This window comes from Nostoc sp. JL31 (assembly GCF_017114965.1).
GTDB lineage: Bacteria > Cyanobacteriota > Cyanobacteriia > Cyanobacteriales > Nostocaceae > Nostoc > Nostoc punctiforme_A.
Genome location: NZ_JABXKO010000106.1, coordinates 48,293 through 59,256 on the forward strand (window position 1 = coordinate 48,293; position 10,964 = coordinate 59,256).

General features: G+C 38.0%; 13 protein-coding genes. 8 read left to right on the top strand and 5 right to left on the bottom strand.

Annotated elements, in window-relative coordinates:
* Positions 1-395 precede the first annotated feature (395 nt).
* The 4 genes from gvpC to gvpA (HWQ43_RS26115) form a co-directional block, all read right to left on the bottom strand.
* On the bottom strand, positions 396-1,220 hold the full coding sequence (gvpC, locus tag HWQ43_RS26100) for a gas vesicle protein GvpC (RefSeq protein WP_292739054.1): 825 nt from the start codon (positions 1,218-1,220) through the stop codon (positions 396-398).
* Positions 1,221-1,555: 335 nt separating this feature from the next.
* Entirely contained in the window at positions 1,556-1,771 is a 216-nt protein-coding gene (gene gvpA, locus HWQ43_RS26105; protein WP_015080752.1) for a gas vesicle structural protein GvpA, read from the bottom strand.
* Positions 1,772-1,876: 105 nt separating this feature from the next.
* The gene (gvpA, locus tag HWQ43_RS26110) at positions 1,877-2,092 is read right to left on the bottom strand and encodes a gas vesicle structural protein GvpA (protein WP_015080752.1); all 216 of its coding nucleotides are present in this window, start codon (positions 2,090-2,092) and stop codon (positions 1,877-1,879) included.
* A gap of 105 nt (positions 2,093-2,197) precedes the next feature.
* Complete coding sequence (gvpA, locus tag HWQ43_RS26115) at positions 2,198-2,413, bottom strand: gas vesicle structural protein GvpA (RefSeq protein WP_015080752.1); 216 nt, start codon at positions 2,411-2,413, stop codon at positions 2,198-2,200.
* A gap of 1,374 nt (positions 2,414-3,787) precedes the next feature.
* Here gvpA (HWQ43_RS26115) and HWQ43_RS26120 point away from each other — a divergent pair.
* From HWQ43_RS26120 to HWQ43_RS26130, 3 genes are all read left to right on the top strand, one after another.
* Positions 3,788-4,267: a hypothetical protein gene (locus tag HWQ43_RS26120; RefSeq protein WP_292739070.1), complete on the top strand. Its 480-nt coding sequence runs from the start codon at positions 3,788-3,790 to the stop codon at positions 4,265-4,267.
* Between the two features lie 29 nt (positions 4,268-4,296).
* On the top strand, positions 4,297-4,548 hold the full coding sequence (locus HWQ43_RS26125) for a hypothetical protein (RefSeq protein ID WP_292739072.1): 252 nt from the start codon (positions 4,297-4,299) through the stop codon (positions 4,546-4,548).
* 459 nt (positions 4,549-5,007) lie between these two features.
* Positions 5,008-5,169 (top strand): hypothetical protein, encoded by a 162-nt coding sequence (locus HWQ43_RS26130; RefSeq protein ID WP_292739074.1) that lies wholly within the window; start codon positions 5,008-5,010, stop codon positions 5,167-5,169.
* Here HWQ43_RS26130 and HWQ43_RS26135 read toward each other — a convergent pair.
* Positions 5,158-6,030 carry an SDR family NAD(P)-dependent oxidoreductase gene (locus tag HWQ43_RS26135; RefSeq protein WP_292739076.1) on the bottom strand — a complete coding sequence of 291 codons (873 nt, stop codon included), beginning with the start codon at positions 6,028-6,030 and terminating at the stop codon, positions 5,158-5,160. The two genes, HWQ43_RS26130 and HWQ43_RS26135, sit on opposite strands and share 12 nt — an antisense overlap.
* Before the next feature lie 1,319 nt (positions 6,031-7,349).
* Between HWQ43_RS26135 and HWQ43_RS26140 the strand changes: the two genes are divergently transcribed.
* The 5 genes from HWQ43_RS26140 to HWQ43_RS26160 form a co-directional block, all read left to right on the top strand.
* On the top strand, positions 7,350-8,642 hold the full coding sequence (locus HWQ43_RS26140; protein WP_292739078.1) for a hypothetical protein: 1,293 nt from the start codon (positions 7,350-7,352) through the stop codon (positions 8,640-8,642).
* Between the two features lie 24 nt (positions 8,643-8,666).
* Positions 8,667-9,239, top strand: coding sequence for a hypothetical protein (locus tag HWQ43_RS26145; protein ID WP_292739080.1), 573 nt, complete (start codon positions 8,667-8,669; stop codon positions 9,237-9,239).
* A gap of 8 nt (positions 9,240-9,247) precedes the next feature.
* Positions 9,248-9,742, top strand: a complete 495-nt coding sequence (locus HWQ43_RS26150; RefSeq protein ID WP_292739082.1) for a hypothetical protein — start codon at positions 9,248-9,250, stop codon at positions 9,740-9,742.
* A 141-nt stretch (positions 9,743-9,883) separates the two neighbouring features.
* Complete coding sequence (locus HWQ43_RS26155) at positions 9,884-10,456, top strand: YdcF family protein (RefSeq protein WP_292739084.1); 573 nt, start codon at positions 9,884-9,886, stop codon at positions 10,454-10,456.
* A 122-nt stretch (positions 10,457-10,578) separates the two neighbouring features.
* Positions 10,579-10,964: YdcF family protein (locus HWQ43_RS26160; RefSeq protein ID WP_292739086.1), on the top strand; the 386-nt coding region annotated here is incomplete at its 3' end.

The window sequence follows — 10,964 nt, forward strand, 5'->3', positions numbered from 1 at the left end:
GATGATGAGAAATAGCTTTTCGAGACAAAAAACTCAGAATGTTGCAATTTGGAACTTGATATGCTATTCTAGTTACACAGTTTAGCAAGCCAAAAGTTAATGCTTGTTAATTCCAAAAACCAAGCTCAAGCAAAACTTTAAGACTTGATAACTCAGTAACACTAAATTAATAGATAGAATAGAATATCTAAACTTTTACACTAAAACTCATTGTTGAATTCGCCCCCTTTTCTGACCAGTTATTTAACTGCAAGATTAGGGGGTTTTACTATTTAATCTAGTCAGCCAACAGATTACCAATTCTCTAAAATAAATCTACAGCAAGGAGGAAAGGAGAATGAACTGTAATTTAGAAAAAGGGTATTAACTCCCTTGGTCAGAGCGTTGACTAATGACTAAATATGCGTGCCAAAAATGCTCACAAACAAATCCTGACGAAATTGATGCAGATATTGCTTTTGTGCTTTGGCTTGCTCAGTTCTGTTCTTTGCTGTTTCTGCTAGAAATTCGTGGGTTGTTTGCTCAAGTTCTTGGTAGAACTCCTGCAAAAACTTTGCTTGAGCTTGAGCTTGAGCAAACCTTTCTTTAGTAGCTTCTGTGAGAAACTCGCGGTTTGTTTGCTCAAGTTCTTGGTGGAGAGCTTGAGCTTGAACAAGCCTTTCTTTATTAGTTTCTGTGAGAAATTCGTGGGTTGTTTGCTTAAGTTCTTGGTAGAACTCCTGCAAAAACTTTGCTTGAGCTTGAGCTTGAGCAAACCTTTCTTTAGTAGCTTCTGTGAGAAACTCGCGGTTTGTTTGCTCAAGTTCTTGGTGGAGAGCTTGAGCTTGAACAAGCCTTTCTTTATTAGTTTCTGTGAGAAATTCGTGGGTTGTTTGCTTAAGTTCTTGGTAGAACTCCTGCAAAAACTTTGCTTGAGCTTGAGCTTGAGCAAACCTTTCTTTAGTAGCTTCTGTGAGAAACTCGCGGTTTGTTTGCTCAAGTTCTTGGTGGAGAGCTTGAGCTTGAACAAGCCTTTCTTTAGTAGTTTCTGTGAGAAACTCGCGGTTTGTTTGCTGTAGGTTTTGGTGGAACTGATGCAGATATTGGGCTTGCTTTTTGGCTTGCTCTTCTCTGTTTGCTGTTGTAGCGGACAAGAATTCATGAGTCTCTCTAAATAGTTGGGATACTTCCTCAGCTATCGACTTATGCTCTTGCCGGATTTTTTCCATTAAAGCCGTCATGAGATTCTCCGCAATATTATATTATTAAAATCGGGAATAAACTACATTAAATGGACACTTAATATCCAGATAATGTAGCTCAAACAATATCTGCTCTTGGCATTTTATCCTTTGATAAATCTTGATTGAGAAGTATCAAGATAATCGACGAAGAACAGAATACCAATCAGAATTACTTCTACCAAGTCTCTATGAAGATCGGCTGATTTGCAATAAATGAAAACGAACTGTAAAGAAAAGAACCCAAGGAGATCAGTTATCCAGGAAATTTGCCACAGATGACTTCACAAAGAAATAGTTTTAGTAATTCTAATTTGATTGTATCTACTTAATAATTAAGCAGGTACAGCGGCTGACTGTGTTAAGCCTACAGCTTCTGCATATTTCAAGTAGGTTTCAACAGAAGCAATGACGATCCGAGCTTCGATTGCAAGTAATTCAATACCAACTAGGGAAACACGTACCCAAGCATCTATAACGATACCTTTATCCAAGATACGGTCAATAACTTCTGCCAAACTTGAAGAAGAATTGGTTTTTTCGACTGCCATGATTTTAGACCTTAACTAAGTGTTGCGTTGATATTTATTTGATCGGAAGTAGAATATCATAATTACCTAGTAGGTAATTTCGATATTCTAGAATCTACTTAATAATTAAGCAGGTACAGCGGCTGACTGTGTTAAGCCTACAGCTTCTGCATATTTCAAGTAGGTTTCAACAGAAGCAATGACGATCCGAGCTTCGATTGCAAGTAATTCAATACCAACTAGGGAAACACGTACCCAAGCATCTATGACGATACCTTTATCCAAGATACGATCAATAACTTCTGCCAAGCTTGAAGAGGAATTGGTTTTTTCGACTGCCATGATTTTAGACCTTAACTCAGTGTTGTGTTTATATTTATCTGGTCGGAAGTAGAATATCATAATTACCTAGTAGGTAATTTCGATATTCTAGAATCTACTTAATAATTAAGCAGGTACAGCGGCTGACTGTGTTAAGCCTACAGCTTCTGCATATTTCAAGTAGGTTTCAACAGAAGCAATGACGATCCGAGCTTCGATTGCAAGTAATTCAATACCAACTAGGGAAACACGTACCCAAGCATCTATAACGATACCTTTATCCAAGATACGGTCAATAACTTCTGCCAAACTTGAAGAAGAATTAGTTTTTTCGACTGCCATGATTTTAGACTTTAACTCATTGTTGATTTTTAGTATTAGCTAGGCATTTGCCTTTGCTCTCTACTGAATCAAATTAAACATACGTTTTCAAGAATGTAAAGAGTTTATCTGTATAAAAAATGCAAAAAGATAGTCAATCAACAACAATTGAGAGCTTTGATGTTTAAGTCATGTTGATTTAATATAAAATTTCAAGTGAAATGTAAGCTTTAATATTTAATTCTGTTTGTTTTGTAATCTTTAACGTATTATTTTTAAATTTGTAATTTTTTAAAATTATTTTTACTCAATATGTTGATTTACATTGAACAAGTGTTTTAGTAAGTAAATACACCGTAATTTTTTTACCTTATTTTCTAGAGCTACGTGATATTACAGTTATTAAAATCTTGAAAAATTAAGTTAGGATGTTTTGAAGAATTATCTTGCAACAAAAATCAGTATCTGCTCGTTGAAGAAAGAGACAAGGGGAGAAATCAGATGGAGATTCAAACCCCACCTGATTTAAATCCACCAAAAAGTAAGTGGTAGGGGTCTTAAATCCGCATTGCGTTGCCGCAAGCTCTTTGTCTCCCCATCCCTTTGTTCTCTTCGATAAATCGGGGTAGGAAGAAAAATTACTATTCGGTTCACAATTCAAGGGCTACAAACAAGTAATCGTTCAAGACATCTTACTGAAAACTGATAACGTAGTGTTCTGTAAGCAAAAAGACTACTCAACAAAGGGCAGAAAAACTTACCTAGCTTCTCTAGCAGCAGGATACGACAGAGAGTTCAATCCAGTAAAAGCCTTAGTTATGAGCTTTTACTACAGGGGTAATTTCACTCAAAGCAAGCTATTAGAGTTTTTAGAGAATATTGGTATTTCGATAGAAGCAGGATATTTATCGAATCTACTAACTAAAAGAAGATTTTAAACCTGAGTTGAACTAAGTATACATACAAGGATTAGCAAGTAGTCTCTATTAGTATTTTGACCTGTAAAGACAACGGCATTTTATAGATAGCGTAAACAAAAAACCTCCCACTAGTACCGCAAGGCGGAATTAAAAATTAAAAATGAATACAGCATAGGGGTTTCGTTGATTTGGAATGATTGGTTTATTTCCGCCGTGTTGTACTAGTGCGCTCATCTTTTATTTTTTTATGTACAAATTAGGTAAATAACTATATTTATAACTGTTCTATATGTAAGTTTTGTGGTACCTAAGCCAGGCTATAGTATGTTTGCCTTGAATGCTAATAAATCTGGAAAATATTGAATTATTGGTAGAGGCAATAACTTTATATTTAAATAGAATTTATTGTGCCTAATGTCCGGATTAAAAGATACAAGTGATGAAATATTAATTAATGTATGTTAAGACAGATAAAATGAATAATACCCATTACACTAATCCTACTTTTGAGCAGCTTTTTTCTCAGATTAATCCAGAAATTGCAAGTACCTTCACTGATAAGCAAATAGAAGCACTAAAAAGGGGTTTTAGCTATAATAAGTCTTCTCGTCATTTTTTAAACATAAGAGTTTCAATACCAATTCCCAGGCTAGGGTTTTATCTAGTTTTGTTAGCAGGTTCAGAACGTCGCTCTCAAAACCGCTTACGCTCTGAAAAAGGTTTATATCCTTTTTGGACTCTTAGCAATAGCTTGTTTGTCATAGGATTTTTAATCATTCTATCGATTTGTTGTTTTACAATATTTTCTTTTGTATTGTCTTCTCTGAATCTCACATCTCCTCTGTCTTACCCTACATCAATTCCTTGGATTTATGATAAATCAGAATGTGAATACACTGATAGAGTTTGGCGTGATGATAAGTGCTGGGATTATGAACACAGTCCTAATTTTTAAACTTTAGTTTTAGTCAGGTAAAAAGCAAGATGTCTCAAAATCATTCAAAGAAAAACTCTTCCAAAAAAGACCCTTTCGAGCAACAGCTTTTTACTCGTATTCCTCCTGAAATAGTAGCTACTTTTACCAATGCACAGTTAACTGAGCTAAAAAAAGTATTTAATGACCGTATTTATAAACGTCATTTTGTTGATATTAGAGTTTCTATACCATTTTTCGTGAAGCGATTTTATGTAGTTTTTCTATTAGGTAAAGAAAAGCGTTTCAAAAAGCGTGAATAAATATGATTGACTGACAAAAACCTAAGTTTAAGAAATTTAAACAGAGAAAAAGGAGGTGCAGATTTCCATAACGAGTAATTTCGCTGTATTCTAACTGGTGGCTAAACACAGACAGAAAAACAAATGGAAGCGACATCCCGTTTAGGTGATAACCTGCGTTATTTACTGAGCGGATCAAAAATACTGGTAAATACTAGCACTAAAAAACGCTGATTTGGATAGTGATTGCGTTAATCTGCTGAGAGTATATCAATTTGACTAAACGTATAAAGTCGAATGTTGTTTGCTCAGAGTTGTCTGAAACGGTTTAGTTGATGTTTGCACAACAGCCACATCAATGTACATTCCGTTTATCGAACCATCATCCGCTCTGCTGTGAATGATTGGAACAAGGACTGATTTTAGACGCCACAATGCTGTGGAGTGAGTATTGTACAGTATGAGTATGTTTAGAATATCGTGGACGTGCCGCACCAGGATGACCTTCTGACACAAGTTGTAACTGTAGAGTTTGGGCAATGGGTCAAGCGATCGCAGGAGCAGGAAAAGGGAATACTTCCAATCTATGTCAAAATCACCTTGGCGCTATGTATGCAGGCACGCAAAAAATCATGTTCTTGACAAGAATAAATCACTGAAACGATGGATTCTGGTCAAAAAATTCAGTTTCGGGATTAGCTTGTTCAGTTTTTGACTCGGCTGTTGTCTGCTTGGTGCTGGCGGTGTTGCTATTCGTAAAATTAGCTCTAATAACCAAGGGGAAATGCGTTGACACAACACGGCTAAATGACTTTGCCATCCAACTAAAATTTCTGATGAATCATTTTGCATTCCGGTGACGAGTGCTTTAGCCACTTGTTGAGGAGTCATGGGGATCACCCAGCGAAATAATTTTAAGTCGCGCACCATGTCTGTGTCTGTCAGGGAAGGCAGTAATGCAATCACACGAATATTGTGTTCAGCTAATTCTTGACGCAAGGCTTGGGTAAATCCTAAGATGGCAAACTTGGTTGCTGAGTATGTCGCCATCGTTGGTGCTGCCACTTTTCCCATCAGGCTCGATACATTGACAATTGTCCCTTGTCTTTGGCTGGCCATGCGTCGAGCAATCAAACTAGTGAGGTTGTACATTCCTAACAAGTTCACAGAGAGTTCTTCTTGAACTTGGGGCATTTTAGATTGCAAAAATGAGCTTTGGTATGCGACTCCTGCACAATTAACCAGCAGGTGAATCTGTCCGTAATTGCGCCAGAGTTGAGCGACAGCGATATTTACTTCAATTGTTTGAGTCAAATCTAAGGCGACGATCGCAGCTTCTGTACCCATAGCCTCGATTTCCTTGGCTACCTCCAATAACTTGCGGCGATCGCGTGCTACCAATATCATCCGTTTGATGCCTTGTTGCGCTAATTCGATGGCGATCGCTCGTCCAATTCCACGCGAAGCCCCTGTAATTAGGGCAACTTTACCTTGAATCTCCATTAGTTTTATTCTCCAAAATTTAAGTCTTACCAAACTTTTCGTTATTGCCGATACACACAAGCAAGAGCTACCTACTTGTCGGCACAAAGTAAGACAAATAATCAATTGCAATTGAAATCAAACTGAAACTAAGCTTTTAGCAATGAGACATTTCTTGGTTAATCTGCAATCCCTCATAGTTGTCTATATGAGGCAGCAATTTCTCGTTTTGAATCCGTCAAAGCTTAAGACACTTAGCTGAATGGGTATAGCTCATAGATTCTACTTCTCTTAGATCCGAGCGCTTCTCAGCATTGTTGTCACACAACACTTTAGCAATTAAATTAAGGTATTGCAATATTCTTTAATCAGAATTTCTTAATCCTTATTAACAGCAGTATATATATAGAAAATACTTTATTAAATAAGTTTTTATTAATACCTAAGTACAAATATCTTACTTTCCTGACAATTAACTTCGATTTTGTGAAATGGTTATATCTAAGTCATAAGTTATAAATATAGAAGACATAATTTTAATTTATAGTTGTAATAGTTAGTTGGAACTTCTCACCCATTCATAGATTGCTAGCAACATATATTTAGCAAGGGTTTTAGCATTAGCATAAACTGAGTTATAAACAATTCATTTTAATATTCTGGTGAAAAATTTTTCTTACTCTCAAAGAGTAATTTACTTATTTGTACCTAATCAGGAAGTTTTTTATTACTAATAAAGAGTTATTGAGTTGGAAATAAGCTAATTTATATAGCGGTTCTCAATTGCGTGAAATATAGACTTAACCCCCAGCCCCTTAAGAGCTAGCGTTGGGGAGTGAGCATCAAAGCCTCTCTCCTTTTAGGCTACGGTGTACACACATCTTTCTCGAAAACCAAAATCGTTGTAGATCCCCCTAATTCCCCCTTAAAAAGGGGGAATTAAAGAGCTTTTTGCCCCCCTTTTTAGGCGTGTCAAATTACCCCCCTTAATCCCCCCTTGCTAAGGGGGGAAACAAGAAAATTTAGTTCCCTCCCCTTTGCAAGGGGAGGGCTAGGGTGGGGTAAAAATGACACGAAAAAGCAGGTGAGTAAACTATTTCAGACTTGTATATACACCGTAGCTATTAGTTTTTATTAGGAAATAAGGTGCATTTCCCCTAGCCTCAAGTCCTTAAATACCAATTAGATAGCTAGGAATTAGAATCTTTTTTCATCTTCTATTTTGTCTAAGTCCCGTCAATTGCCTATATTGGCGTAAAATTACTATTGCCAAATAGTAATTTTACGTATAAATTGATCTCGTGTTTAGGTAAATAATTTTTACAAAAGGAATATCATTGATGCATGAAACACAAAATATTACTAATGGTAGTGATACTTATGAAATGATTAGCATTAACTCTGCTTGCTGGAACTCAGGAAAAATCCTGTTAACTTTTCTGCTAATGTTGACAGATATTTCTATCCAATCGGCAGTTGCTGCGGATAGCGTTGCTTTTGAAAATCCAGAGACTCAATCGAGACTATCTAGACTTAATACACAACCAAAGATTAGCTTAAGACAAAGGTTGCTGGTATCTCAAAAAAATAATAATGTTGCTGAATTAGAGACTGTAAGTATTAGTGATGGTTTTAGTGCTAACGTTAAACCTAAAATCTTCAATGAAAAACAACAGGCTGCTTCTTTAAAAACTAACAATTTTTTTAAAAAACAACAGAATGCATCTTTAACTGAATCAGCCAACACTCAAACCCGAAAGGCGATTTTTGTCTCTCAAGTAAATTCTTCAAATCTGAGTCCAGCACAGCAGTTGATGATATCACCCAACCAAGGCGATCGCCAGATTCTATCCCAAACTGCAACTCCCTCTGCTGGCTCTGAAACTCCACTAAATGATAGTGAATTACGCCAAAACCTAAAAATTAAGCCTTTGTTGGGAAGCACAGGTGTTAAACAAACCTATCCTCCTAGCCTTAGCTTTGGAATTCCCAGTGCTTTCGGGGCTAACATGGGAGACTTTTTCTTTGCAGCATCGGGAGCAACTCGCAAGGAAGCAAATGGCGATGCAGGTTTCGATGGCAGCACAAGTGTCGGTTTTGGTTTGGGAGACAGCCAGAAATTAATCGGTTTAGAAGTCTCCTTTAACAACGGTAGTATCAAAAACTTTGGTGCTAATGGGACTTTCGATCTCAAAGCCCACCGTGTTCTCTATGCTGGTAGTAAAAATCAAGTTGCCGCCGCAGTTGGCTGGAATACTTTTGCTCAGTATGGTAATGAAGCAATAGCTGATTCTACCGTCTATGGTGCGGTTACAAATGTCTCCGTGTTGCAACCTAATAATCCTAATAATAAAATGCCATTGGCGCTCACAGTGGGAGTGGGAGGCGGTAACTTCCGCCCAGGAAATGACAGTGTTGGGGTATTTGGAGGATTTGGTTTACAAGTTCATCCTCAAGTTGGTGTTGGTGCATCTTGGAGTGGAGTAGGTCTAAACGCTGGAGTTTCTTTTGTTCCGGTTCCAACTATTCCTCTTACAATTGTACTTCAAGGTTCAGACCTCACGGATAGGACACCTGGCGGTACTGCTTTCATTATCAGCATCGGCTATGGTTTCAATTTCCTGCCTAAATAAATACCTTATCTCTAGAGAATCACCATGAGAAAAATCAAGTCTTTCATTCTTGCTTTTAGTCTGAGTCCTGTGCTGTTGAGTGCTTGGCAGTTACCAAGCCAAGCCCAACTCAGCCAAGATAGTCCCAGTAAAGGAACAGCTGGTTCAGTTAGTGGTAATAACGGAGGTGCTGCTAGTATTAGCGTTTTTTCAACCCCTGTCACTGTTCAAACCGGTGGCGCAACAACATCAGGCAACATTACAGCCACAACTAGTGCTAATGGAACATCTACAATTACCGTTTCGCCTGCGATTCAAACAGCTGTGAATACGGCTGGACAAAATGCTGTTGTAGCGTTACAAACTGGCGGTTCGACACAACAACAAATCGCATCGTTGCTTGCATCGGGGGCTACTCTGACGGTGAGTAGCACTGAAGCGCCAGTTCTTAATCAAGTATCTGTAACAACTACAGCAAGTGGTTCGACACAAACACAGGGGTTTCCCACCATAGGGGCTGCCATTGCATTTGTCAGAACCTCAATTGCTGCACTACCTGCCAATGGCTCCGTTTCTTTGCAAATTGGTGGTAACACAATAGTTATATCTAATCCATAAAGATGATTATGAACCAATTCAAGTCTTTACTGATTTCCCTGAGTCTTAGTCCCCTACTTTTAGGATTGGGGAATTTTCCAAGTCAAGCACAAACCCCTAATAGTTTATCTGAAAAAACTATAACAAAGGTTGTTACAATCAAGAAAACAAATGGGGAAAATCTTAGTTTTCAAATTGTTGGGCCACGCGATAAGGCAGACAATGCAGCCGTTGTTTTAGCAACTTTATTGGGAGTAGGAGTTGATGCTAATGCTGCCAAAACTGTTATTCCCATAGTGTTAGCTGGGGCTGATCCTGTATTGACAACCGATTTAATTCTCAACCTCGACGGCTTGGTTAGAGATCAGACTGGGGTGAATGTAACTAAGCTTAATCAGGCAATTAATACCTACAATACCATTGTTGATAAAGCTGATACAAATTCCCTAAAAGCTCTAAATAACACTCTTGAATTTACTGCTATTGGAGGGTTATTGCGAAATATCAGAGAGCGATTAGGTTAAATATTTTGGCGTTGCACAATCAAAGGATGACTCTTGTTGGATGGTATATTGTCTGCCCGAAAAAGAAGGTACGGGCAATATGCCCATCCCACAATAATTTTAAAATCATCCCGCGATCGCTATGAGTTAAGTAAGCTTTGAATGAAACGCAAACAGAGATTGATGTGGTTGGTTTTAGCGATCGCCTTTCTATTAATTAGCATAATTCCGGTTAGGATTGCGATCGCTTTTTATCAAACCCCAGTACCACAGGCTATTTTTGTGTTGGGGAGTGATGCTGAACGGATGAGGTTTGCGGCGCAATTTTGGCAGTCTCGGCAGAATTTAGATATTTGGGTTTCTGATTTTGCTTGGAATTTGGATGTTGATCGCCGGATATTTTTACAGTATGGTGTTGCTGAAGCAAAGTTGCATTTGGATGGTAGAGCAACGGATACTGTGACTAATTTCACGACTTTGGCGGGAGATTTTGCTCACCAGAGGTTACAGCATATTTATTTGATTACGTCAGATTATCATTTGAGGCGGGCAAGAGCGATCGCAACCATAGTTTTAGGTAGCCAGGGGATTGTGGTTACACCTGTGGCGGTAGCTTCTCAAAATCAGCGATCGGAATCGTTGGTGCGGGTGTTGCGAGATTGTGGGCGATCGTTTTTGTGGATTTTCGTTGGCAGAACCGGATCTAGTTTGAATCCTAGACTAAATTCGGAGTAGCTTTTGTAAAATACTTTTTGAGTATTCTTTTTCTAATACTTGCTCATATATGGTTTTAGTTTCATTTATCATTCGCTCAATCGTAAGTTTTTTCTTTAATTGTCTGAGTTTTATGTACTAGGATGAAACAAAAACTAAGATTGATATGGTTAGTTTTCGCGATCGCACTTTTATTAACTAGCATTATACCTGCCAGGATTGCGATCGCTTTTTATCAAACCCCAGTACCACAGGCTATTTTTGTATTGGGCGGTGATGCTGAACGGATGAGGTTTGCGGCGCAATTTTGGCAATCTCGCCAGAATTTAGATATTTGGGTTTCTGATTTTGCTTGGAATTTGGATGTTGATCGCCGGATATTTTTACAGTATGGTGTTGCTGAAGCAAAGTTGCATTTGGATGGTAGAGCAACGGATACTGTGACTAATTTCACGACTTTGGCGGGAGATTTTGCTCACCAGAGGTTACAGCATATTTATTTGATTACGTCAGATTATCATTTGAGGCG

What these genes read in the sequence shown, in the direction of transcription:
- gvpC (WP_292739054.1), bottom strand. Translation starts at nt 1,220, where the DNA reads ATGACGGCTTTAATGGAAAAAATCCGGCAAGAGCATAAGTCGATAGCT.
- gvpA (WP_015080752.1), bottom strand. Translation starts at nt 1,771, where the DNA reads ATGGCAGTCGAAAAAACCAATTCTTCTTCAAGTTTGGCAGAAGTTATT.
- gvpA (WP_015080752.1), bottom strand. Translation starts at nt 2,092, where the DNA reads ATGGCAGTCGAAAAAACCAATTCCTCTTCAAGCTTGGCAGAAGTTATT.
- gvpA (WP_015080752.1), bottom strand. Translation starts at nt 2,413, where the DNA reads ATGGCAGTCGAAAAAACTAATTCTTCTTCAAGTTTGGCAGAAGTTATT.
- HWQ43_RS26120 (WP_292739070.1), top strand. Translation starts at nt 3,788, where the DNA reads ATGAATAATACCCATTACACTAATCCTACTTTTGAGCAGCTTTTTTCT.
- HWQ43_RS26125 (WP_292739072.1), top strand. Translation starts at nt 4,297, where the DNA reads ATGTCTCAAAATCATTCAAAGAAAAACTCTTCCAAAAAAGACCCTTTC.
- HWQ43_RS26135 (WP_292739076.1), bottom strand. Translation starts at nt 6,030, where the DNA reads ATGGAGATTCAAGGTAAAGTTGCCCTAATTACAGGGGCTTCGCGTGGA.
- HWQ43_RS26140 (WP_292739078.1), top strand. Translation starts at nt 7,350, where the DNA reads ATGCATGAAACACAAAATATTACTAATGGTAGTGATACTTATGAAATG.
- HWQ43_RS26145 (WP_292739080.1), top strand. Translation starts at nt 8,667, where the DNA reads ATGAGAAAAATCAAGTCTTTCATTCTTGCTTTTAGTCTGAGTCCTGTG.
- HWQ43_RS26150 (WP_292739082.1), top strand. Translation starts at nt 9,248, where the DNA reads ATGAACCAATTCAAGTCTTTACTGATTTCCCTGAGTCTTAGTCCCCTA.
- HWQ43_RS26155 (WP_292739084.1), top strand. Translation starts at nt 9,884, where the DNA reads ATGAAACGCAAACAGAGATTGATGTGGTTGGTTTTAGCGATCGCCTTT.